This is a genomic window from Sulfolobales archaeon, assembly GCA_038897115.1.
GTDB lineage: Archaea > Thermoproteota > Thermoprotei_A > Sulfolobales > AG1 > AG1.
The window spans coordinates 1-23,230 of the sequence record JAWAXC010000026.1; the positions used below are offsets into that span (position 1 = coordinate 1).

20 protein-coding genes and 4 tRNA genes are annotated in these 23,230 nt (G+C 45.1%); 10 read left to right on the top strand and 14 right to left on the bottom strand.

What is annotated here, in order from left to right; all coding sequences use genetic code 11:
* From QXE01_04880 to QXE01_04910, 7 genes are all read right to left on the bottom strand, one after another.
* The coding region (locus tag QXE01_04880) for an NAD(P)/FAD-dependent oxidoreductase (GenBank protein MEM4970570.1) at positions 1-776 on the bottom strand (776 nt) is incomplete at its 3' end.
* A gap of 341 nt (positions 777-1,117) precedes the next feature.
* Complete coding sequence (locus QXE01_04885) at positions 1,118-1,867, bottom strand: DUF2208 family protein (GenBank protein MEM4970571.1); 750 nt, start codon at positions 1,865-1,867, stop codon at positions 1,118-1,120.
* A gap of 103 nt (positions 1,868-1,970) precedes the next feature.
* Complete coding sequence (locus tag QXE01_04890; GenBank protein ID MEM4970572.1) at positions 1,971-2,291, bottom strand: translation initiation factor aIF-1A; 321 nt, start codon at positions 2,289-2,291, stop codon at positions 1,971-1,973.
* 43 nt (positions 2,292-2,334) lie between these two features.
* Positions 2,335-2,991: a 30S ribosomal protein S6e gene (locus QXE01_04895; GenBank protein ID MEM4970573.1), complete on the bottom strand. Its 657-nt coding sequence runs from the start codon at positions 2,989-2,991 to the stop codon at positions 2,335-2,337.
* Between the two features lie 41 nt (positions 2,992-3,032).
* A complete protein-coding gene (locus tag QXE01_04900) occupies positions 3,033-3,599 on the bottom strand; it encodes an NTPase (GenBank protein ID MEM4970574.1) in 567 nt (188 codons plus the stop codon).
* Between the two features lie 55 nt (positions 3,600-3,654).
* Positions 3,655-3,728, bottom strand: a tRNA-Thr gene (locus QXE01_04905).
* A gap of 36 nt (positions 3,729-3,764) precedes the next feature.
* Positions 3,765-4,532 carry an enoyl-CoA hydratase/isomerase family protein gene (locus QXE01_04910; protein ID MEM4970575.1) on the bottom strand — a complete coding sequence of 256 codons (768 nt, stop codon included), beginning with the start codon at positions 4,530-4,532 and terminating at the stop codon, positions 3,765-3,767.
* A gap of 240 nt (positions 4,533-4,772) precedes the next feature.
* Here QXE01_04910 and QXE01_04915 point away from each other — a divergent pair, with 240 nt between their 5' ends.
* The 4 genes from QXE01_04915 to QXE01_04930 all read left to right on the top strand — a co-directional run bounded on the left by QXE01_04915 (position 4,773) and on the right by QXE01_04930 (position 9,839).
* On the top strand, positions 4,773-6,632 hold the full coding sequence (locus tag QXE01_04915) for an AMP-binding protein (GenBank protein ID MEM4970576.1): 1,860 nt from the start codon (positions 4,773-4,775) through the stop codon (positions 6,630-6,632).
* Between the two features lie 302 nt (positions 6,633-6,934).
* A complete protein-coding gene (locus QXE01_04920) occupies positions 6,935-9,430 on the top strand; it encodes a GNAT family N-acetyltransferase (protein ID MEM4970577.1) in 2,496 nt (831 codons plus the stop codon).
* Positions 9,431-9,540: 110 nt separating this feature from the next.
* On the top strand, positions 9,541-9,732 hold the full coding sequence (locus QXE01_04925; protein ID MEM4970578.1) for a DUF6290 family protein: 192 nt from the start codon (positions 9,541-9,543) through the stop codon (positions 9,730-9,732).
* A 3-nt stretch (positions 9,733-9,735) separates the two neighbouring features.
* Positions 9,736-9,839, top strand: a tRNA-Met gene (locus QXE01_04930).
* A 2-nt stretch (positions 9,840-9,841) separates the two neighbouring features.
* Here the strand turns inward: QXE01_04930 and QXE01_04935 are convergent.
* Complete coding sequence (locus QXE01_04935; GenBank protein ID MEM4970579.1) at positions 9,842-10,387, bottom strand: hypothetical protein; 546 nt, start codon at positions 10,385-10,387, stop codon at positions 9,842-9,844.
* Positions 10,388-10,830: 443 nt separating this feature from the next.
* Between QXE01_04935 and QXE01_04940 the strand changes: the two genes are divergently transcribed.
* Positions 10,831-11,160: a hypothetical protein gene (locus QXE01_04940; GenBank protein ID MEM4970580.1), complete on the top strand. Its 330-nt coding sequence runs from the start codon at positions 10,831-10,833 to the stop codon at positions 11,158-11,160.
* 8 nt (positions 11,161-11,168) lie between these two features.
* On the opposite strand, the gene QXE01_04945 is transcribed toward QXE01_04940, so the two are convergent.
* A complete protein-coding gene (locus tag QXE01_04945) occupies positions 11,169-12,272 on the bottom strand; it encodes an NDP-sugar synthase (GenBank protein ID MEM4970581.1) in 1,104 nt (367 codons plus the stop codon).
* A gap of 61 nt (positions 12,273-12,333) precedes the next feature.
* Positions 12,334-12,436, bottom strand: a tRNA-Thr gene (locus QXE01_04950).
* Positions 12,437-12,794: 358 nt separating this feature from the next.
* On the opposite strand from QXE01_04950, the gene ppsA reads away from it, so the two are divergent.
* Positions 12,795-15,197 carry a phosphoenolpyruvate synthase gene (gene ppsA / locus QXE01_04955; protein ID MEM4970582.1) on the top strand — a complete coding sequence of 801 codons (2,403 nt, stop codon included), beginning with the start codon at positions 12,795-12,797 and terminating at the stop codon, positions 15,195-15,197.
* Here ppsA and QXE01_04960 read toward each other — a convergent pair.
* On the bottom strand, positions 15,187-16,566 hold the full coding sequence (locus QXE01_04960) for a bifunctional hydroxymethylpyrimidine kinase/phosphomethylpyrimidine kinase (protein ID MEM4970583.1): 1,380 nt from the start codon (positions 16,564-16,566) through the stop codon (positions 15,187-15,189). The two genes, ppsA and QXE01_04960, sit on opposite strands and share 11 nt — an antisense overlap.
* Before the next feature lie 295 nt (positions 16,567-16,861).
* Here QXE01_04960 and QXE01_04965 point away from each other — a divergent pair, with 295 nt between their 5' ends.
* The 4 genes from QXE01_04965 to QXE01_04980 are packed head-to-tail and all read left to right on the top strand — an operon-like array spanning position 16,862 to position 20,669.
* Positions 16,862-17,842, top strand: a complete 981-nt coding sequence (locus QXE01_04965) for an ABC transporter ATP-binding protein (protein ID MEM4970584.1) — start codon at positions 16,862-16,864, stop codon at positions 17,840-17,842.
* Positions 17,843-17,853: 11 nt separating this feature from the next.
* Positions 17,854-18,966 (top strand): ATP-binding cassette domain-containing protein, encoded by a 1,113-nt coding sequence (locus QXE01_04970; protein ID MEM4970585.1) that lies wholly within the window; start codon positions 17,854-17,856, stop codon positions 18,964-18,966.
* 42 nt (positions 18,967-19,008) lie between these two features.
* Positions 19,009-19,434 (top strand): RNA-binding domain-containing protein, encoded by a 426-nt coding sequence (locus QXE01_04975; GenBank protein MEM4970586.1) that lies wholly within the window; start codon positions 19,009-19,011, stop codon positions 19,432-19,434.
* 29 nt (positions 19,435-19,463) lie between these two features.
* Complete coding sequence (locus tag QXE01_04980) at positions 19,464-20,669, top strand: tRNA (guanine(10)-N(2))-dimethyltransferase (protein MEM4970587.1); 1,206 nt, start codon at positions 19,464-19,466, stop codon at positions 20,667-20,669.
* A 45-nt stretch (positions 20,670-20,714) separates the two neighbouring features.
* Here QXE01_04980 and mtnA read toward each other — a convergent pair whose 3' ends face one another.
* From mtnA to QXE01_04995, 3 genes are all read right to left on the bottom strand, one after another.
* On the bottom strand, positions 20,715-21,776 hold the full coding sequence (mtnA, locus tag QXE01_04985) for an S-methyl-5-thioribose-1-phosphate isomerase (GenBank protein MEM4970588.1): 1,062 nt from the start codon (positions 21,774-21,776) through the stop codon (positions 20,715-20,717).
* A gap of 153 nt (positions 21,777-21,929) precedes the next feature.
* Positions 21,930-22,017, bottom strand: a tRNA-Leu gene (locus tag QXE01_04990).
* 117 nt (positions 22,018-22,134) lie between these two features.
* Positions 22,135-22,560 (bottom strand): vitamin K epoxide reductase family protein, encoded by a 426-nt coding sequence (locus QXE01_04995; GenBank protein MEM4970589.1) that lies wholly within the window; start codon positions 22,558-22,560, stop codon positions 22,135-22,137.
* Between the last annotated feature and the right edge of the window lie 670 nt (positions 22,561-23,230).

Genomic DNA, 23,230 nt, shown 5'->3' on the forward strand with positions numbered 1-23,230 from the left:
TTTGAGTTTCTGAACTCGGGTCTTGTGAGGATATATCTATAGAGATATACCCTGGGATGCTCATAGCCCTTGCCACCCTGCACCCCTAGCCCAACGTTAACGGTTTTAGCTATGCTCTTCGGGAAGTTCCACCAGTAGCCCCCAGGTGCTATCTTTAGATTCACATAGATCCTTATATATTCTGGCTTATCTATCCACTCATCGAGAACCCTTATCTCTCTATATGCTATCTGGGTATCCTCAGGCCTTATAGGATCCACTATAGGCCAGTCCTGCGGAAGCCTCCTAACGATGCTCCTAGCAGAGCCAGAGGCATCTATAACCACATTAGATCTGAAGACAAGCTTATCCCCCTTCCTACTAGCAACAACACCCCTTACAAAGCCCCCCTCAATTATAGGTGCAGATGCGTTTGTCTCATCATAGTAGTCAGCACCATTATCAATGCTATCCCTTATAAGCCTCTGGGTAAACCTAACCCTGTTTATCTCATAACCCTCACCCTCTATAGTTAGAACCACCTCTTCAGAGGGGCTATATAGCATAATCCCCTTGACAATGCCGTCCAGCTCCTCACCCTTGGGAGGGTCTATCCCAACCTCCTCGAAGTGGTGTTTCCCAATAGCATCTCCACAGGGTTTATCCCCAGCCCTGTGGCTCGGCTTAGCATCTATAAGGGCTACTGAGAAGCCCATCTTGCTGAGGAGATAAGCAGCTGTAGATCCTGCAACCCCAGCACCAACAATCACAACATCATATCTCCTCTCTATAGCCAACACCCTCACCCCAGCTGACTATGGAGAACATATAGGCGATTGATCTTCCTAGAACTAATTCCATATACGTCACATCAGAAACTACTTGTTACAACCCTTATATTCTTAAACCGATATCTAATTCAATAAAGATCCTCTTTTCCCGAAACTATATTTTTTATTTATTTATTATTCAAGCAAATAGCCTATAGTGCTGACTCTAAGCGATTAGATCAAAAAGATCCTCATAACTTATGATTAGGATACCATGATTAAGGGCTGATCTCTGTTCAAGATCGCTTATTATTAATTTGAGAACCATGTATAGCAATGTGGAGAAGAAAGATTAGCCTATTATTAGGTTATGTGCACTGTATATTTGCTTTCCCATATCTTCTTATAGCTTCAACAGCCCTCTCCAGATCCTTTGCTTCCATATATAGCCTCTGGTGGAGAGACATCTTACCCCCCATCGGGTTCTGCTGCTCTCTAAGGATCTCTATGAATTTTCTAGCTTTATTACATCTAATCACTATATTCTGATCCTCTAGTGGGAATTTTATAAGAACTCCAGAACCCTGTATACCCCGGTCTGTTATCATATAATCCATTATAGGTTGAACCATAGAGATATTCTTACCCCTTATATATGCTCTATTTATTGCTAGAGGGACTAGAAAGAAGATTTCAAACATAACAAGGTTTCCAATGAATCTTATTAGGGGGTCGCTGGAGCCTATATAGTGGGGGGTTACATATGTTTGGTATATGTAATAGAGTAGAAAGACTATTGGGAGTGATATGAGGGGTAGCATGGTGAATTTCATCTGCTCCCTTATCTCCTCATTTAAAGCCCTGTCTTCTTGGATAAGCTCTATAGCCTTTCTAGGATCCACCCTTATGATCTGTCTACCAGATCTTATATATTGAGCATCCTCACTACTTACTGAGAGCCTCACCCTCCTGATATTTATGAATATCATGATGGCCATATATGTTATGAAGAAGAGGGTCACTATGATCCAATATACCTCTCCTGGTAGAAAGGTTAGTGCTAGAGCATAGAGGATAACCATAGTCTGTGAAACTACGAGTGGGGGTACTCGCCTCATCTACACCTATACCTTGCTATATTATGGATTACAAACATATATAGTTAGAACATGCTACTGGGGGAATCGAGGAGCCATCAGCCTTGCCCAATGATTAGCCGGGTTATGTACCCACGAGGTCTAATAGCTCCTTAGGCACTATCCCCTTGTCTAAGAGATATTTTTTCTCATGCTTCTCATATCTATATATAACATCCGCCCTATCGCTTCTGAAATCCCATGGAGCGCATAGAACGAGATCTCCAGGTGATATCCACACCCTCTTCCTAAACTTCCCAGGGATTCTAGCAACTCTCTCAACATTATCTGTGCAAACCACCTTTAGCCACTCAGCCCCCATAGCACCTGTGACAACACATATAACCTGGCCCTCACTAGGCAGCGGTATCTCTTTCGGTGCCTCCTCTTGCTTCTTCTTAACCAATAAGTGCACCTAAGAATATGTTGGCTATGGAGCTTATATCGAGCTATTTACTCCCAGGTCTTTTAACTATAACCGTGTTAACCTGTACAGTATCCTCGCTAATAGTGTTTCCTCTAACAAACTTTCTCTTCCTAAGCCCGTCCTCCTTTGGATGGAATCCCGGTGGGCCGCTTAGGAGTACGTATTTCTTAACAGGCCCAGATATATAGGGGAGCATCGGTGCCCCAGCTTTATCGCTTCCGCCTGTTATTAGAAGGCTATATCCTGATAGCCCAACTATAGATCCGTCTATTGTATCGCCTATCTTTAGACCATATAGCTTGGAGCTCTTCTCGGAAGACAATGTTATCTGGAAGCTTGGGGCCCTCATAACCTCTGCAAGGGCTCTATCTACGCCGAGCTTCTCCCTCATAAAGCCCTCTGGAAGCCTTATCTCCCCCTCTGGTATCTTCTCATCTGTAACTATCTGTGCCACCAGCTTCACCTTTGAGCCATCCTGCTTCTTAATTCTAATAGATATAACACCCAGCTGGGGATCCAGGATCTTCTTGAGGATCGGGGATATCCTTGCCTTTGGCAGGATCTTCTGGGACTTCTCATCCTCCCCATATGGGAGGCTCGGGTCAGCTATAGCTATTGCCTTAACTCTTCTCGGGGTCTTCACATCTGGATCTGAGATCACGATCTTGATCTCAGGCATTCTCCACCCACTACTATGCATAAACGCGGCAAACCTTATAACTATGTCGCCCTACCCTGGCCAAGCATCGATCTAATCCTCGGAAGTATTTCGTGATATAGTGAGTCCCTATTGTTAAGCTCTACCCGATAGACAGTATAATCCATACCAGCCCTTCCTATCCTCTCTGAGATCTCATCTACAAGTCTTAGGTGAACCACGAAGAGCCCTGGCTTCTTCATCTCGATCGATTTATATATGATTCTTCTACAGCTCTCAACACTCAGCTCCATAGGGCCTATCTCATCTATAGCTATGAGATCAGCCCCCTCTAAGGATCTCTCAGTATTCTCCATAACCCTGCTAACATCATCCTCGATAACACAGTATCTACCGATCCTCGTACCCCTGCATAGACCGCCTAGCCTCTCAAAGCTTATGGCTAGCCAGCCGGAAACACCACTAGAGAGATCAACAATTCTAAATCCAGCCCTTCTACCGCCCTCCCTCACCTCTGGGCATACGAAGCCTGCAACTCTATATCGATCTCCAGCTATGCTAGATAGTATTTTTGTAAATAGCGTTGTTTTTCCAACACCAGGGCTCCCAGTTATTAGGATCTTAGACATAATGATCCACCATGTTGGCCCTCATCACCATGGATATGGTTATTAGCTGTATAGGAGCCGCGGCCGGGATTCGAACCCGGGACCTCTGCCTTACCAGGGCAGCGCTCTACCAGGCTGAGCTACCGCGGCTTCTCATGTCTAGAGATGTGGTTAGAGCTTATATTTCTACCACTCGTAGCTAGGCTTCCTCTTCTCAGCAAAGGCTCTCGCAGCATTCAATGCTGAGACCGTTCTCGATAGCCTCTCCAGCTCGGAGACCCCTAGCTCGAGCATATGTGTCATGACTATGCTCCTCTTAATCCGCTTTATAGCCCTAAGAGCCTGGGGGGAGTTCTCCATAAAAGCCCTAGCTATACTAACAACTGTTTCCTCGAGCTTCTCGGGCTGGGTTATATGCGTTGCTAAGCCTATCTCGAGGGCCTCCCTAGCAGAGATTATAGATGATGACATAGCTAGATAGGACGCCCTTACAGGGCCCAGGGCTAGGACCCCTATGGTGGAGAGCGCAGGGGGTAGAAGACCCCATCTAGCCTCTGCCCACGAGATCCTAGCACCATCTACGATGACAACAGCATCTCCAACCCATAGGAGCTCGGCCCCTCCTCCAAAGGCATCACCGTTAACAGCTACTATCAATGGCTTCTCAACACTCAGTAATCTTCTGAAGAGAGATGCTAGGCTCTGAAATAGCTTCCCAGCCTCATCGGGATCTTTGGCCGAGGCCAGCTCCAAGAGATCTATCCCCGCTGAGAACGCCTTACCCCTCCCACTCAGAACAAGGATCTTGGCGTTGGGGTTTCTCTCCACATCATCCACAGCTGATATGAGCTCTCTCAACATAGCGGTGTTCATAGCGTTATATTTCTCAGGCCTATTCATATATATCCAGCCCATATTATTCTTCACATCTACATCCACAGTGCTATAGCCCATCTAGCCACACCTATAGAGAGAGGGCTGCGAAGCATATATAGACCAGAGGTTGAAGAATCTCTAACCACTTGTCTATAGAGGGTGAACTAGCCAACCTATACTACCGCAACACATCATTTAGAGACAAGCAGGAAGTGGTGTTCTCAGGGCATGGGAAACTACCTCATATTTTCTAAAGTCGATTTGGTAGGATATTTAGCTATCCTTAAGTAATATTTTTGGTAAGGGAGGGTAGGTTCTATGGTTAGTTGGAAGCCAACTCCTTCTATTGTTGAGGAGAGCAATGTATATAGATATATGGTTGAGCATGGTATAAAGGATCTCAGGGGGTTTGTTAGACATACATATGAGGAGCCCGAGAGATTCTGGGGGGAGTTTGCCAGGATTATTAATCTGAGGTTCTCCAGACCATATGAGAGGGTTCTAGATCTCTCTAGGGGGAAGCCGTGGGCTAGGTGGTTTGTTGGCGCTGGATTCAATCTGGGATCCATGATCCCTGATGAGGGGCATATCTATCTTAAATGGATGGGTGAGAATGGCGATTATAGGGAGGCCACATATTCAGAGATCCTCTCACAGGCTAGATCGGTCGCCTCTTTCCTGAAAAGGGTTCTTGGTCTTTCGAAGGGTGATAGGGTTGCTGTGTATATGCCGATGATCCCCGAGATAGTCCCGATCATGCTTGGGATCATGAGGGCGGGTCTTATCTTCGTACCACTCTTCTCAGGCTTTGGTCCTGAGCCTATAAGGGTTAGGGTTGAGGATTGTGATTGTAAGGTTGTGTTTGCCTCAGATGTTATGTATAGGAAGGGTAAGGAGGTTAGGATGCTCGAGAATCTCGAGGGTCTCAAAGTGATCAGAGTGGTTGTTAATAGAACAGGGGTTGGGAGGGGTGATTATAGCTATTATGATGATGTGTTGAAAACACCTGGGGATTATGTTGAGGATACAGATGCCGAGGATCCTGCAATGCTTCTCTACACCTCTGGAACCACTGGGAAGCCCAAGGCATGTGTTCACTCCCACATAGGCTTTGCTATAAAGGCTGCTGCAGATATGTACTTCCAATTCGATGTAAAGCCTGGGGAGACATTAACATGGATAACCGATATGGGGTGGATGATGGGCCCCTGGGCTGTTCTCGGAACACTCCTCTTAGGATCTAGGCTGGCTATCTATGAGGGATACCCGGATCTAGATCGTATAGTTGAGTTTGTTAGAAAAGCCAGGATAGATGTTCTAGGCCTATCAGCAAGCCTTGTGAGAAGCTTTAAGAGGGAGAGACCCTCACCCCCGAGGATAGAGGTTAGGGCTGCTGGAAATACTGGAGAGCCTATAGATCCTGATAGCTGGATCTGGCTATATAGGGCTATTGGAGAGGCCCCCATAATAAACTACTCAGGAGGAACTGAGATCTCCGGTGGAATCCTAGGTAACTATGTTGTTAACGAGATAAGGCCCTCATCTTTCAACGCCCCCTCACCAGGGATAGATGCTAGGATTCTCACAGAGGACTGTAGAGAAGCACCTCCAAATACTGAGGGGGAGCTAGCTGTTATGAGTGTATGGCCTGGAATGACTAGGGGGTTCTGGAGGGATCCAGAGAGGTATATAAAAACATATTGGTCTAGATGTAACGACACATGGATCCACGGGGATCTAGCTATGTATGATGAAAATGGATTCTTCTATATAGTTGGTAGAAGCGATGACACGATAAAGGTTGCTGGGAAGAGGGTTGGGCCTGCGGAGATAGAGAGCGTTATAAACTCACACCCATCAATAGCAGAGTCTGCCTGTATAGGCGTTCCACACGAGATCAAGGGTGAGACTATATATTGCTTCGCAATAAGGAAGGGAGAGGTTAGCGAGGAGGAGCTAATAGAATTTGTATCAAAGAATCTTGGAAAAGCCCTTACACCAGAGAGGATCTTATTTGTAAAAGATCTGCCGAGAACTAGGAATGCAAAGATAATGAGAAGGATGATAAGGGCTATAATGCTAGATAGAGATCCTGGCGATACATCGGCGCTAGAGAATCCATCCGCCCTAGAAGAGATCAGAAGGGTGAGGGAATCGCTTAGGGGGAAAAATATATAGAGAAGATCTGTGGCTATGGATAAACGATACAACAAACAAGATCTATCCCCTAGAACTAGTTACAGCTGAAAACCCAATCCTTTAGGTTGGGGGGAGAAGGTCAGAGTAACCCTCTATACATGCTCTATGCTTTTCATTCTCCATCTCAATCAGGGGATCAGCTCTGATATTAGCTAGTTAACTCGATTTTCACAGCTGATTAGATCAGGTTTGCTGATGTCTTAGAGACCGGTACAGATCCATATATTAAGTGGAGTTCACTAAAAGGGTTGCTAGGTTGATTATATAATAGAGATGTTAGCATGTCAGTAGGTAACAGCGATTCTAGGGGTAGGGTGGAGGAGATAAGGATATCGAAGTCATTGTTAAGAGAGATTATGAGGGAGAACTATGTTTCTTTTAGGAGGAAGTTTAAGGCTATATTAAAGATTATAGCTACTACTAGGCATAGAACCCTTGTAACTATAACAGGTTCTGATCCTGTTAAGCAGGGGTTAGTTGCCACAGATCTGGTGGGGATCTATGCTTCTAGGAGGAATGATCGTGTGAGGGTTCTATATGTTCATCATGATGAATTTGTTGAGGAGCTGATAAGGGTTAGGATCTTTAGGGAGCTATTGCCTAAACTTGCTAAGAATGTTGATATTGATGTGATAAGATATGAGGATTCAGAGGAGTATCTTGGAACAACATATAGCGCCCTTATAATGGATCTAACTGATAGTCTTAAACCAAACGATGTGGGCAGGCTTGTGGGTATCGTTGAAGGGGGAGGTATTGTGGTCTTTATAACACCTCCATTCGATAGATGGCCTCAGTGGAGGAATCTCTTTAGAGAGGAGCTGGCTGTACCTCAGAAGCCTATTCCAAGGACTGTTTTCGTTAGGTGGTTTATAGATAATCTCTTGAGGAGTGATGGTGTTAGCATATATGACTCTGATGAAGATAAGATCCTAAAGATCGCTGAGCAGCCTAGAAAATCTCCTGAGAAGGAGAAGATCGAGATCCCGGCTGATGTGAAATTCCCGAGGGAGGTCTATCAAAAGGCCCTTACAATGGATCAGGTTAGGGTTATAAGGGAGTTGGAGAAGCTGATTGAGAAGCCTAGGAAGAGGACATCTATAGTAGTTATATCAGATAGGGGCAGGGGTAAGAGCAGCGCTATAGGGATAGGGATTATAGGGTTGATTGGAGAGCTTATGAAGGTTAAGAACAAGGTTAGGGTTGGTGTTACAGCGAGATCTCCTCTGAATGTGGAGCAGCTCATGAAAATGGCTATAGAAACCCTAGAGGTTATGAAGATCCCGTATAGGGTTATTAAGAGGGGCGGGAGGATCATAGAGGTTAAGGGTGAGAGGTTCTCGATAGAGTATTGGGAGCCATCTATACTCCCAAGGCTAGATCTCGATATAGCTATAGTGGATGAGGCAGCGGGCCTCCCCGTCAATATACTCTGGAAGATCTGGGAGGCGTTTGACAGATCTATATTCGCAACAACCATACATGGCTATGAAGGTGCTGGGAGGGGCTTCACTGTCAGGTTTCTAAAGAGGATTAGGGGTGATGAGAAGTCAAGCACATATATTGTTGAGATGAGCGAGCCCATAAGATATGCTGCAGGAGATCCTGTGGAAGAGTGGCAGTTCAGAACCCTTCTCCTAGATGCTGAGCCTGAGAAGCTGGATGAAAGGGATCTAGAGGCGATAGCTAGGGGAGAGCTCATATATCTAAAGCTAGATCCTGAGGAGCTCTTCACAGAGAAGGGGAAGGATACGCTGAAGAGCCTCTTCGGCATCTATGTCCAGGCCCATTATAGGAATGAGCCAGATGATCTAGGTATGATAGCTGATGCCCCCCACCACAGTGTAAGAGCTATGGCAACCCCAAGTGGGAAGATAGTGGCCTCTGCCCAGCTTGCTGAGGAGGGTCCTGTTACTAGCGAGCTTCAATCGATTCTAGGCGCTGGTAAGATGCCTGGCAATATAATACCGGATAGGATTATAAAGCACTATAGAATAGTGGACTTCGCTGGAACAGTGGGTTGGAGGATCGTTAGAATCGCTGTTCACCCAGATGTGCAGGGCAGGGGTATAGGTTCGGCATTTCTTAAGAAGATCGAGGAGGAAGCGATTGAAAGGGGCTACTCATGGGTTGGCTCTGGCTTCGGAGCTACTGAGGAGCTCCTCAACTTCTGGACAAAAAACGGCTATACACCAATCCACATGTCGCCCGAGAGGAACCCTGTGTCAGGCGAGTATACGTGTATAGTTGTGAAGCCCCTTAACAATGATGTCAGGATCCTTGTAGAGGCTATTGGTGAGAGGTTTAGAAACAGAATCTTAGAGAGCATGTATGACACCTACAGGGATCTAGAGCCAGAGGTAGCTAGATTCCTTCTGAAGCCTCCTAGCTGTGGCTCTAGAGCCCATATAGCCAGCTACGAGATCGATAAGGTGGATCTGGAGAGGATCCTTCTATATGTAAAGGGTATTATGACCTACGAAGTATGTAATGATGCAATAAAAGAGCTTATAACAGCATACTGGCGCGATGGATGCCTCGATGCAGATCTTGATAAGAAGGAGGAAATGCTAACAATTGTCAAGACCCTTCAGGGCAATCCATGGTCCCAGGTTGAGAAGACCCTAAAAATCGGTGAGAAGACGGCTATAGATATGATGAGGAATATAGTTAGAAAGATCCTAACATCTATAGGGATAGATGTTGCCCAGGAGCCAAGGGGTGTAACAATCGAAGATCTAAAAGCGATATGGAGTAAGAATAGATCAAAGGCCTAGCTATAGAGAAGCCCCCAACATAAATAGTTTCGCTAACCCCTCTCTAGATATCTAGGTTATCGCAATACTAATAAGATATTAAATACCTAGAAATATTCGGTGTAGAGAGCATGGTGTTAAAGGTTATAAGTGTAAAGCTTGATGAGGAGACGATAGAGCTTCTAGATAAATATGCGAAGAAAAACGGTGTAACAAGATCAGATGTCATAAGAGAAGCTATAAGAAGGATCATAAATAGCTCAAGGGAAGATACTAGGCAAAGGAGCATGATTGCTTATAAAACCGTAAAGATATACACATAAGGAGCCGCCGTAGCTCAGCTGGTGAGAGCGCCGGACTCATATGGGTCAAATGCCACCGGGGTCGCTGGGAAATCCGGAGGTCCCGGGTTCGAATCCCGGCGGCGGCACCTCAGACCTCTATTTCATCCAATTCATCTTGCATATAAATTGAAAGTACGAACAGTATTAGAAGTGCCACTCTAGAGGCTATATTGCTGAGCCTCCCATCCCCAACTATATATCTAAAGATGGAATCGCTATCAGAGCTATTTAGAACCCTCCTCAGGATCCCCATATAGGTTATAGCATCTGTAAGTGTTACCCTCTCTTCGGTTAGTATTATAGTTGTAGATATGGTCAGGTCTTCTAGATTACTTATTACACGTTCAAATATATGCTCTGGGATCCCGTTTGCTACTAGATAGCTTGAGAACTGATGATCGTATTTAAAGTTTCTTAGACTGGAAATCCATTTAGACATATATATTCTGAATTCCTTTGAAAACCCCATAGTAGAGAATATCTGGCTATCTACTTCACCTTTGATCCTTACAAGATCTAAGATCCTAAGAGCTAGATCCAATGGATAGCTATGTCTAAAACCTTCTCCAGAGACTTCAGTACTATCCATAACCCCAAATTTTGTTCTAACACCGTCTAAAGTCTCAACAGACATCTAAGCCCCAGGGTTAGAGCTAGCATATGATATGGATATAAGCGTTTTGCCCAAACCCATCTTGATCCACAATTACAACTGGAAGCCTTACCCTTCAGGGCGGGCTATTAGCTATGCCGATACATATATGAGCTCCGAAGACCATATGTTTATCAGTGACCCTGGGTTTCTGAGATCCGTGGGAGAACCGCGGTGAGGGGGCCCGGGGAGACCGTGATGACCCCGAGGGTGGCTAAAAATAACCATAAACAATAATAAAAGACTGCTCTCAGGTGAACGGCAGAACCTCTATTATCTAGGTGGATTACATGATAATAAGCCATACTAAGCCAACCTAAAGGTTTCTACCCACTAAATACTCGTGATCTTCCTAGCTAGCTATATCGATTTGCAGTCTCTACATCTAGCTTTTATCTGTCTTACACTAGATTCTCATGGTGTGCTTGTCGATAAAATATCCACTATCGATTAGGAATCTAGCTAAAGCGTGTATTAAAGAAGCTATAGAGCCTGGGATGGGGGGTGTAGAGCTCTGTCCATCCTCAGATCTTGGGGCTATGCAAACCGCCGTATGTAAAGATCTTGTTGAGGCTGTTGCAAGGGTTTCAGCTACTCTTATATATAGAAAGGAATTCTCTATATACTGTAGGCTCTGTGGTGATGGCCCCTACACGAAGAAAGGGGTTTATCTACATCTACTTAGAAAGCATCTCACGGATATTGAGAAGATCTTAGGTGAGGAGCTGGAGAGGATTTCTAGCAGGGATTTTTAGCTGTATCGCTAAAGTATTATCTTGTTAGCCTCGCTACATAGATCCTGCGTATCTAGATCCTTATAGGGGAGCACAACTGTTCCCTCACCTAGGCATGCGAGGTTATTTATATATACACCGTCGCCAATGATGCAGTTCCTCGAGATCCTAACCCATCTTCCTATATAGCTTCCCTCGCCAACTATGGAGTTAACAATAGTTGTGCTTTGATCGACTATAACTCTGCTCATAATGAGGCTCCCCATTATGAGGGATCCCCTCTTTATTATCGATCCCCTCATAATTATTGAACCTCTCCCAATCGTTGCATCGCCTTCTATCTGTACATTCTCACCGATATATATGGGGGGTATTAGCTCTGCACTTCTATCAATCGAGGATCCCGGGCTTATATATATACCATCTCTAGAGATCATATTCAGGGCATCTAGATTCGCATTTATATAGTCGTTTGGGACTCCGATATCGTTCCACACACCGTTATGTATATATGCATATACATCGCCAGCCTCTAGAAGTCTTGGCATGAGATCTCTTCCAATACCCTGTTTCCTACCCTTCTCAATCTTCTCTATAGCCTCCCTCTCGAAAACATATATTCCAGCATTGATATATCCTCCCTCACCTGATGGGGGTTTCTCGATAAAGCCTAAAACCCTATTGTTTTCATCGATATTCACAACACCATATCTCCTCACATCCTTCACCCTGGTTATGGTTAGCGTAGCGATTCCACCTCTAGATCTATGGTAGTTATATAGCTCCCCAATATCTACGGAGCTAAATATATCCCCATAGATCACGATGACGGGGTAGTCTATCCCAAGATTTTCATCGATCTCCCTCAGAGGGCCTGCATCGCCAAGCGGTACCCTCTCAACATAATGATCTATACTAATTGTTTTCCCCCATCTAGATATAACATGGTCTAAGATCTGATCAGACATGTGGTGCAGCGAGAGGGTGATTCTCTTAGCACCACTTTTAATCGCACCCTCAATAACCCAGTCTATAAGGGGTCTATCGAGGATCGGTAGGAGCGCTTTTGGCCTTGTAAGTGTGAGGGGTCGGAGCCTTGTTGCATAACCTCCCGCTAGGATTATTACATGCATAATTCCACATTCAAAGTAATTTCTCAAAGAAATATAATTGTTGATCTGATAATGCTTTAAGAGCCGCCGGCGGGATTTGAACCCGCGACCACCGGCTCTCCCAGCGACCTCGGCAAACCTAGGCCCGTACAAGGCCGGCGCTCTACCAGCTGAGCTACGGCGGCTCCAATACCTAATTATTATCTCGGGGTTATAAGCTAGTGGAAGTTGCCCATACCTACTAGCTTTTAGATATGTTAACCATGTTTCTTCTTTTCCCCTATACTATTAAGGCCTTATGCTAAAGCAATTCTCAGCGTCATTAGTGGATCGAGATGTCTTGTCTTATACTTATCAAGGATCAATTAGTGCATTATCAACTTCATCATATATAGATAATGCGATATCCCTGAGTACATATTGCTCTATAGCCTCATTTTTGGGATGCCCTTAAAAAGAACTTGCTATTTTTAAGGTCGCTATATGGGTTATCTCATAATAGCTTTTATACCCTGTAATATTAGTAGTTACTGGGTATAATAAGTGAAACAGGATGGACCCAGGTTTAAATATATATTCTATTTTGAGGAGGCCCCTGAAGATATAAACCTAATAGGGGGGAAGGGCCTTGGCCTTGTAAGGCTTGTAAAAAACAGTATTCCAACAGCACCTGGATTTATAATAACTACTAGGGCTTTCATAGACTTTCTAAGGATTAGTGGGTTAGAAAAGACCATTAGAGGAGCTATAGAGGCTATGGGGGAGAGAGGCTCTCCTGAGGAGATGAGTAGGGAGTTGATGAGCCTTATAGAGGGTACTGAGCTTCCAGATGAGATAGCTAGGGAGATAGCTATTTCATATGAGGATCTATGTAGAAAGGCTGTGGGGAGTAATATATGTAGAGTTGCTGTTAGGAGCTCCGCCATTGCTGAGGATCTCGCTGAGGCCTCGTTTGCGGGGCAGCATGATACATTCCTAAATGTATATAGCGCTGAGAACGTATTGCAGGCTGTGAAGAAATGCTGGGCATCTCTCTTCACAGCTAGGGCTCTTGTATATAGAAAGGCTAAGGGCCTCGTAGATGAGAAGAGCCTTGCAATGGCTGTTGTTGTGCAGATAATGGTTGACCCAAGATCTGCTGGTGTTGCATTTAGCATCAACCCCCTCGATGGAGATCCAAATATAGTTGTTATAGAGAGTATATGGGGGTTGGGAGAGTATATCGTAAGGGGTGTTGTAACACCTGATAAATTTGTTGTTGAAAAGTCAAGTCTAGATGTTGTTGAGAGGTTTATCTCGAAGAAGGATCGAGAACTGGTATATGATCCCGAGAAAAGGGCTAATCTAGATAGACAGGTTCCAGGCGAGAGGGCGGAGAAGCCTAGCATCTCTGATGAAGAGGCTAGGGAGATAGCATCTATAGCTATGAAGCTCGAGAAAATGCTCGGCACCCCTGTAGACATAGAATGGGCTATAGATGGAAATGGCAGGCTATATATACTCCAGGTGAGGCCTGTAACCACGGTTCCAAAGCCCCAACCCCCTAGGAAGATCCAGGAGAGGGGGAAGAGGATCTTTAAGGGCCTCGCAGCATCACCAGGAATAGGTGTTGGGAGAGCCAAGATCCTCAGGAGTGTTGAGGAGGCAAAGCTAAAAGGTTTTAACAGAGGCGAGGTGCTTGTAACATCTATGACAGACCCTGACTGGGTTCCATTAATGAGGATCGCCTCAGCCATAGTCACTGAGAAGGGGGGTGTTACAAGCCATGCAGCTATAACCGCTAGAGAGCTTGGAATACCAGCTGTTGTTGGTGTTGCAGGTATTATGGATTCCATCGTGGATGGGGAGATCCTAAAGGTAGATGGGAGTAGAGGAATTGTTGAGGTTATAGAGCATCTTGAACAGGAGAAGAAGCTTGATAACGGCTATGTAGAGGTTAGCCTCGCCACACAGGCTATAGAGCGTGTGGAGGCTAGGAGGGAGGAGATATATATACCAACGGCTACAAAGATATATATGAATCTAGGGGAGCCCGAGGCTATAGAGAAATACCTAGATCTCCCATTCGATGGTATAGGGCTTATGAGGATAGAGTTTGTGATATCGAGCTGGATAGGCTATCACCCGCTATATCTTATAAAGCATGAGAAGCAGGAGTTCTTCATAGATAGACTCTCGAGCGGGATAGCTATGGTAGCCTCTAAAATAGCGCCGAGACCAGTTGTAGTTCGATTCAGCGATTTCAAGAGCAACGAATATAAAAGGCTCATAGGAGGCGAGAGTTTCGAACCAGATGAGAGGAATCCGATGCTTGGCTGGAGAGGTGCTTCAAGATATATACATCCACTCTATAGAGAGGCATTCAAGCTGGAGCTCAAGGCTATAAAGAGGGTTAGAGAGGAGATGGGTTTGAAGAACGTCTGGGTTATGGTACCAATGGTTAGAACTCTGTGGGAGGCTGAGAAGGTGATTGAGCTAATGGCTGAAGAGGATCTCAGAAGCTCCAAGGATTTCAAGATATGGGCGATGGCAGAGGTTCCATCAGTAGCCCTTCTAATAGATAAGTTCTCCAAATACTTTGACGGCTTTAGCATTGGGAGCAACGATCTCACCCAGATGGTGCTCGGGATAGATAGGGACTCGGATCTCCTCAGCTCTATGGGCTACTTCGATGAGAGGGACGAGGCTGTGCTTAGAGCTATGAGGATGATTATAAGGGGTGCTAAGAGAAATGGACGTACTGTATCTATATGTGGACAGGCGCCCAGCTACTACCCAGAGATCGTTGAGTTCCTCGTGAGGGAGGGGATCGATAGCATATCTGTTAATCCAGATGCTGTTATATCTACGAGGCGGATTGTAGCTAGCGTTGAGAGAAAACTTATGCTTGAAATGCTTGAAGAGCTAAAAAACAGGAGATCTGGGAGGAGATCTTCTAGCCTATAGCCTTACTCTCTTTCAAAGCATCTATCAGCTTCAATAACTTATTAACAACATCGACCGGATCTCTCCCAAAGATCTTCGCCCCAGGCTCTTTACCAAAATCCCCATAGTCGATCACTATATCTGGCATCGAGCCGATTCTCTTTATAGCCTCTCTAACCCCCCAGGGTATTGTAGCGCCCTCCCTCTTCTTCACATCCTCGGGCTCTTCCCTCCTATCATACCAAGATACTTTAAAGCCTGCTTTAGATGCTATATTCTCGATCCCTGGTATATATTTGATGTTCATAGCAGATCTATATTCTGGGTAGATCTCCATAGCAGCCAGGATCCCCCTCGCAACATGGCTAGAAGCCCCAGGCCTTGGAGGGCCTGAGGCTCTAGCTCTGCCCATATAGTTCACAATTCTACCTGGTATAGCGATCACGTCGTTGATCCCCTTGGCGAGATATGGTGGGAGGGCATATGCTAGGTTGCTCTGAACCTCTGGTATTAGCTTAGCTATATCCTCAGCCCTCTCATCAATGATCTTTAAGGCTTTCTCGACAAGCTCTATAGCTCTATACCTCTCTGCATCGATCTCCAAATATGCTGTAGGATTCACGGGGCAGTGGCCCTTACCTATTTTATAGCTTCTCTCTATAGCTATCGATATGAATTCCTTAGCCTTCCTAATAGCTGTCAAGGGATCTTCTCCCTTGGCTATATATGCTGCGATCGCAGCGGAGAACGAGCACCCGGTTCCATGTGTGCACCCATCTATCTTCGGCCCCTCTAGCCTTAGAACGCCGCTGGATGTGATTACAACATCAACACTCTTATCACCCGATAGATGTCCTCCCTTGACAACAACGATCTCGGGGCCATATCTATCCCTTATAATTTTCCCAGCCCTCTCGGCATCCTCAAGACTTTCGATCTTGATCCCAGAGAGTCTTTCAGCCTCAAACTTATTTGGGGTAACAACCCTAGCTAGGGGGAGCAGCTCCTTAGCCAGCACCTCAACAGCGTCTTCCGTTAAAAGCCTATCCCCGCTCTTAGCAAATATAACAGGATCCACGACTAGGGGGAAGCCGTGCTTCCTCACAGATCTTGCAACGCTCCTCACAATCCCCGGGTTACTCAGCATACCTGTTTTCGCAGCATCAACACCTATATCCTCTGCAACAACATCTATTTGAAGCTCCACCATCTGGGGTGGTATATCGTGGATCCCATATACTCCGAGGGTGTTTTGAGCAGTCACACTTGTAACAGCTACTAATCCATGTACTTGGAGGGCTGCGAATGTCTTTAGATCAGCAGCTATGCCAGCCCCCCCGCCGCTATCAACACCTGCTATGGTTAGCGCCCTCGGTATTCTGAATCCCATATAACCACCAAGATACATGGCGCTATACAGCTGATAAACAACTCTATAGGTTCTCTATAAAGGAGATTACTAGAGGCAACTTAAATTAGCCAATCCCCTCCCCACTCTAGAATGTGAGGCTCACAGCTGTAAAAATCTCTAGATCTTTGGGATAGGCGGATCTCCAAGGATATATGTTTTGCTGTTAAAAGCTCATCTCAAATTTTAATTAAATATTAGCTTTGATATAGTAGATTATAGTTATAAGCATCTATGTAAAATACTCGGTGAGAGCATAAATAGTAGGGCGGTTACTATGGCGCCTCTTCTAGAGGTGAGGAATCTAAAAACGTATTTTTTCACCCTTAGAGGTGCTGTTAGAGCTGTTGATGGGGTTTCATTTACACTTGAGAAGGGGGAGACGATAGGTATAGTAGGGGAGTCTGGGTCTGGAAAGTCAACACTAGGGTTCAGCCTTCTAAGACTTGTACCCCCTCCGGGAAGGATTGTGGATGGAAGCATCCTTCTAGATGGGGTTGATATACTGAAGCTACCTGAAGAGACCATGAGGAAGGAGATTAGGTGGAAGAGGATAAGCATGGTATTCCAGAGCGCGTTAAACGCCTTAAACCCTGTGAAGAGGATTGGGGATCAGATAGCCGATGCTATAATGGCTCATGAGGATGTGAGTAAGAAGGAGGCTCTGCAGAGGGCTGCGGAGCTTTTAAAAGCAGTAGGTATAGATCCAAGCAGGGTTAATAACTATCCACATGAGTTCAGCGGTGGTATGAGGCAGAGGGCTGTGATAGCTATGGCCCTAGCTCTACAGCCAGATATAGTGATAGCTGATGAGCCAACAACTGCTTTAGACGTTGTTGTCCAAGCCCAGATCCTGAATCTTTTTAAGAGGCTGAGAAAGGAGAGGAATATGAGTATAATCCTCATAACACATGATCTCTCATTGGTGGCTGAGATAGCTGATAAGGTGGCTATCATGTATGCAGGTAAGATTGTGGAGCTAGGGCCATCGGAGAAGATATATACAAATCCGGCACACCCATATACGAGAGGGCTTATGGCAAGCATACCAAGGATCGGAGGTACTAAGGAGCTCTCATGGATACCCGGCTTCCCACCAGATCTTAGGAGCCCGCCTCCTGGCTGTAGATTCCATCCTAGGTGCCCATTTGCAATGGATATATGTAGGAGGGAGGAGCCCCCGTATTTCCAGATAGATAAGGATCATATATCGGCGTGCTGGCTACATAAGGAGGGGGTTACACCTATTAAGCAGTAGAGGTGATCTGGATGAAGATAGAGGAGATAAGTGGTAGGGATGATGTGATCCTAGCTGGTATAGGGGTTAAGATGTATTTCTCACTAGCAAGATCCATAACAGAGATCCTTGCTAGAAGAAGCAGAGTTGTAAAAGCCGTAGATGGTGTCAACATATTCATTGAAAGGGGTAAGGTTACATGCCTAGTAGGAGAATCTGGGTGTGGAAAGACAACCCTTGGAAAGCTTATAGTGGGTCTCTACAGGCCTACAGAGGGCTCTATATATTATAGGCCTTCGGAGGAGCTTTCAAAGATATTGCTAGAGGAGGGAGTACCATATATAGAGAGTAAAGGCGGCCCGATGTTCGATATATCAAGGGTAAGGGGTAGGGCTCTTAAGATGTTGAGGAGGGAGATCCAGATAGTATTCCAAGACCCATACGGCTCTCTAAACCCAAGGATGACTATAAAAGATATTCTGGAAGAGCCTCTGATAATACATGGCTATAAAGATGAGAAGGAGAGGCTTGAGATGGTTATAAAGGCTCTAGAGGATGTGAAGCTAACCCCTCCAGAGGAGTTTCTAAATAGATATCCATTCCAGCTGAGCGGGGGTCAGAGGCAGAGGGTAAACATAGCTAGGGCGATAATACTGGGTCCAAGGCTTGTGGTTGCTGACGAGCCTGTCTCCATGCTTGATGTATCTATAAGGGCTGAGATACTAAAGCTAATGCTAGATCTTAAGGAGCAGAAGAATCTAACATATGTATTCATAACACACGATCTAGCTGTTGCTAACATAATATGCGACTATATAAACGTAATGTATCTAGGAAGGATCGTTGAGCACGGCCCAACAGATGAGATACTCCTAAGGCCTAAGCACCCATATACCCAAGCTCTAATCGCAGCAGTCCCAACACCAGATCCAAAGGGTAGGTGGAGGATAAAGGAGGTTCCAATAATAGGCGAGGTACCTAGTGCACTCTCAATACCGTCTGGCTGTAGATTCCATCCTAGATGCCCATATGCTATGGAAATATGTAAGAGAGAGGATCCACCGTATTTCGAGGTTGGGCCTAAGCACTACTCAGCATGTTGGCTCAACAAGGAAGAAGCGGGTTCCACCTCTAAGCCTCTATAGCTAATCAATATATCGGCTTCCAATATATCTTTTTATGGGAGTATGAGGATAAGGGTTGAGGCTGAGGTAAGGCCTACGGAGGATATAGAGAAGGTTAGAAAGGCACTCTCAAACCTATTTAACCTAGAGAGCTATAGAGTTGCCGAGGTGGGCACATATAAGGTTATCATAGGGGAGTCTAGCTCTATAACATCGCTGCTAAAGATTCGAGAGATAATAGTGAGGGAGAGGATAGCTGATACAGCGAGAAGGATATTTAGTAGAAGTGCTGTTGATAAATATCTATCGTTTAAGATAAATAAGCAGGCAGCATATGCAGGGAAGCTATCCTTTGTAGAAGAAGATAGAGAGAGTAGCATGGGGCCTATAAACGTGTTCATCGAAGCCAAGGATATTAAAAAGCTAATAGACTGGCTAGCTCCAAACACACCTGAGAAGATTGCTAGCGAGGTGCCAAAGGATCTCTAGCTCGACGCCTAGAGCAAAGGTGGATCTAGGTGGGGCTAGAGATAGATATTCCTCCATGGGCTGAGGTGATAGCAGAGGGTAGGGCTAGGATCATAGCTCCTAAGAAAGAACTTTTTCTTAGATCAGATGGTATTTATGAGCCAGCACATGCCCCAGTCTTCTATAACCCAGCTATGGTTTTTAATAGAGACATTGCTATAGCTTTCCTAAACACATATTCAAGGCTATTCGGTAGAATAGAAAGTGCCTCAGATCCTATGGCTGCAACAGGTGTTAGGGGTGTGAGGATAGCTCTCGAGGTTGATGGGATATCTGGGATCATTCTAAACGATATAGATCCTCAGGCATGTAAGGTTATGAAATTAAATATACTTTTAAACGGGATCTCGGGTTTATCTAGAATCTATTGTGAGGATGCTAACCAGCTTATGATATCCCTCTCAAAGTCGGGGATCCATGTTGACTATCTAGACATAGATCCCTATGGATCTCCTGCCCCATATATAGAGAGTGCTATTAAGTTTGCTGGGATAGGCGGGGTTCTTGCGGTAACAGCCACAGATCTCGGTCCGCTGACTGGTAGATATCCCTCTAAGGCGTTTAGGAGGTATAGGGCTCGCGTGGATTCTAGTGTGGATTTTAGGAGGGAGCTTGGCTTAAGGGTTTTGATCTATAGTGTGGTTTCTAAGGCTTCTGAGCATGACATGGCTTTAAAGCCTTTGCTCTCATATTACGCGGATCACTATTATAGGGTTTACTTCTCAATAGATATGGGGGCTTCGAAGGCCGATCATATTCTGGCTAGGACAGGCTATATAGCATTATGTCCATCCTGTGGCTATAGAGAAGCTAATCAGGATATCGCTAGAGGGGTTAGATGCCCTCTATGTGGATCCAACATGACTCTCCTAGGCCCTGCATGGCTAGGATCCCTAGCAGATCCTGAGCTTGCTAGGGGTTTGGCAAGCTCTGTTGATAGATATACTTGGCTTGAGACGAGGGATAGGATTAAATGGCTTGTCTCCCTACTCGAGACTGAGGATCGTATTGATAAGCCTTTCTTCTATAGGATTGATTACCTTGCTAGGCGTGCTAAGGTTAATATGCCTCCTAGGGAGGGGCTGATAGAATGCCTAAGATCTATGGGCTATGATGCTAGTAGAACCCACTTCGATGATATAGGGGTTAAAACAAATGCTGGTTTAGAGGATATAAATAGGTGTTTAAAGCGATAGGGCTATCCAGCATAGATCTTATCGAGAAATGCCTTGCTGAGTGGCTTAGCCGCTATTTGTTTTCCTCTTAACCATATCCCTAATGTTCCTCTCATATGGTGGGTATATGATGCCTAGCTCAGTTATAATCCCTGTGATGAGGTCTGGAGGTGTTATATCAAAGGCGGGGTTTATCGCTTCTGCATCTTCCCTTGTTATGAGGAGCTTACCCATTACCCTCTTAACCTCCTCAGGATTCCTCTCTTCTATAACCAGGTTTTCAACACTTGTTTCAAGATCTATTGTTGATGTTGGTGCAGCAACATAGAAGGGTATATTATGTCTCTTAGCTGCTAGAGCTATCATATATGTACCTATCTTATTCGCTACATGACCTGTAGCTAGGATCCTATCAGCCCCAACTATAACCTTTGAGACCATCCCCCTATACATGAGATAACCCACGGAGTTATCTGTAACCAGCTTCACCGGTATCCCATCCCTCATAAGCTCCCAAACAGTTAGCCTCGCCCCCTGGAGAAGCGGTCTAGTCTCTGTCGCTATAACACTGATTCTCTTGCCCTGCATCCACGCATACCTTATAACCCCTAAAGCGGTTCCGAAGCCGGAGGTTGCAAGGGATCCTGTGTTGCAGTGGGTTAGTATTACGTCTCCATCATCTATAAGCTCGGCGCCATGCTTTCCTATCGCAATATTAGCCTCTAGATCCTCCTTCTGGATCTTGAGGGCCTCATTAATCACAAAGGATCTTATCTCCTCAGCACTATAACCCTTACCAGCCATGCTATAAACGCCATTCATAATCCTCTTAATAGCCCAGAAGAGGTTAACAGCAGTAGGCCTTGTTTTCGAGAGCCTCTGCGCAGCTCTTTCGAGAGAAAGTATAAGCTCCTCTCTAGAACCCCTGCTCTTATATGCAACAACAGCGAGGGCTAGGGCCGCTGCAACACCTATAGCAGGTGCCCCCCTGATCTCAAGCCTTTCTATAGCCTGCGAGATCCTCTCTATATCATCAGATGAATGCCATACCTCTTCATAGGGAAGCCTAGTAACATCGAGCCATACCAGCTTGCCCTCCTCAAATCTAACTGGCATTAGGATATCCATTGCAATCACTAACCACATCTACCCTAAGGCTAATATTTGTTTTTATCAAAGCAGTCTCCAGCCTCTGAAGAGCTATGGTCTCCAAATGGGAAATGGATCAAGATGCCGCGATTGATCGGATCGAAAAAGGAAAGGCATCATCAGGTCTTAAGCTGGTGCGGGGGGTGGGATTTGAACCCACGCAGGCCTACGCCATCGGGTCCTCAGCCCGACCCCTTTGACCTGGCTCGGGCACCCCCGCCCAAATAATATATCTATATATCGAGCTTATAGAGATTTTCCCTGTATACGATCTCAATTTGGTTTTCCTATGGATAAGCATTGCAGCCTATTAAGATCATGGTTAAGGATCTCATATCTATGGCTTTCGAAGCGATCTCGTCTTTATAATCTCTGCCGTTGATATATAGGCTAGCGATGCTATCGATATATGCATTACTGTGCAGTATATACATAAAGATCTTATAATTGCGATCTCGATGTATATGAGGACAGCTATTATTGGGATAGCTGCTATCGACAAGCCCCAGAGCATCTTAAGGATAGATGATAACCTGCTCGTTATATATACCATAGCTAGGGTTGCCGTTAATATGAAATATGCAATAGCCCATATCGAGAGGCTTATACCCATGAATCTAGAATAACTTGAAAGGGCAACCCTTGTACAGGATATATAGCTATTTATATCACAAACACTGCTACCCCCAGAGGTATCTACTATCGATATAACCGCAGCTATGAGGCCCACAAGCGATGGGATCAGGAGCACCGTTCCCTTCAAACTATGCGGCCCAGGTAATATATATGTTATTAGCAGATTATTATCTAGCTCCACCATCTAGAGGATGAAAAGACATAGGAGTTAGGCCTTCATTGCGGTTCACTATGTTTTATATCTCCGCTAGCCCTCACATCCTATTCTCTCTCCACACAGCCTACGGAGCCTATCTCCCCTCGGGGATGTGGAGATCTTCATCAAAGCCATTCCTCCCCGCACTGCTCATCAAGCTTATAGTCCTTGGGTTATGGAGAGTTGATGGGTACATGGCGTTTGCATGTCTCATAGCATTAAAAGGGCTAAGCACAATTAATACAATTAATATTAACAATCATAAGCTTATATGAATTCAAAAACGTAACCTGAGGCTATATCTATTATTAGCTAGTTCTATATCCTCTATCTCGGTCTAGGTGATTAGGGTTGTCCACTCCTCATTATCCTAAAGAGCTGGGCTTTTAGATTAATAATTTAGCAGATCTAGTTTAGATGCTCTAGATCTTCATATTCTATTCTGAAAGGGCTGAGGTTCTTTGGTTATGATCTAGTTGATCCTCTATATGTATCCATGGTTTATATACCCTTTAACCCCGTATATACTAGAAAGCACTATGAAGATCGGGTTTCTGGGGCCTGAGAAGTCATTCACTTGGGAGGCTGCTGTGAGATCCCT

What these genes read in the sequence shown, in the direction of transcription:
- QXE01_04885 (MEM4970571.1), bottom strand. Translation starts at nt 1,867, where the DNA reads ATGAGGCGAGTACCCCCACTCGTAGTTTCACAGACTATGGTTATCCTC.
- QXE01_04895 (MEM4970573.1), bottom strand. Translation starts at nt 2,991, where the DNA reads ATGCCTGAGATCAAGATCGTGATCTCAGATCCAGATGTGAAGACCCCG.
- QXE01_04900 (MEM4970574.1), bottom strand. Translation starts at nt 3,599, where the DNA reads ATGTCTAAGATCCTAATAACTGGGAGCCCTGGTGTTGGAAAAACAACG.
- QXE01_04910 (MEM4970575.1), bottom strand. Translation starts at nt 4,532, where the DNA reads ATGGGCTATAGCACTGTGGATGTAGATGTGAAGAATAATATGGGCTGG.
- QXE01_04915 (MEM4970576.1), top strand. Translation starts at nt 4,773, where the DNA reads ATGGTTAGTTGGAAGCCAACTCCTTCTATTGTTGAGGAGAGCAATGTA.
- QXE01_04920 (MEM4970577.1), top strand. Translation starts at nt 6,935, where the DNA reads ATGTCAGTAGGTAACAGCGATTCTAGGGGTAGGGTGGAGGAGATAAGG.
- QXE01_04925 (MEM4970578.1), top strand. Translation starts at nt 9,541, where the DNA reads ATGGTGTTAAAGGTTATAAGTGTAAAGCTTGATGAGGAGACGATAGAG.
- QXE01_04935 (MEM4970579.1), bottom strand. Translation starts at nt 10,387, where the DNA reads ATGTCTGTTGAGACTTTAGACGGTGTTAGAACAAAATTTGGGGTTATG.
- QXE01_04945 (MEM4970581.1), bottom strand. Translation starts at nt 12,272, where the DNA reads ATGCATGTAATAATCCTAGCGGGAGGTTATGCAACAAGGCTCCGACCC.
- QXE01_04960 (MEM4970583.1), bottom strand. Translation starts at nt 16,566, where the DNA reads ATGGGATTCAGAATACCGAGGGCGCTAACCATAGCAGGTGTTGATAGC.
- QXE01_04965 (MEM4970584.1), top strand. Translation starts at nt 16,862, where the DNA reads ATGGCGCCTCTTCTAGAGGTGAGGAATCTAAAAACGTATTTTTTCACC.
- QXE01_04970 (MEM4970585.1), top strand. Translation starts at nt 17,854, where the DNA reads ATGAAGATAGAGGAGATAAGTGGTAGGGATGATGTGATCCTAGCTGGT.
- QXE01_04975 (MEM4970586.1), top strand. Translation starts at nt 19,009, where the DNA reads ATGAGGATAAGGGTTGAGGCTGAGGTAAGGCCTACGGAGGATATAGAG.
- mtnA (MEM4970588.1), bottom strand. Translation starts at nt 21,776, where the DNA reads ATGGATATCCTAATGCCAGTTAGATTTGAGGAGGGCAAGCTGGTATGG.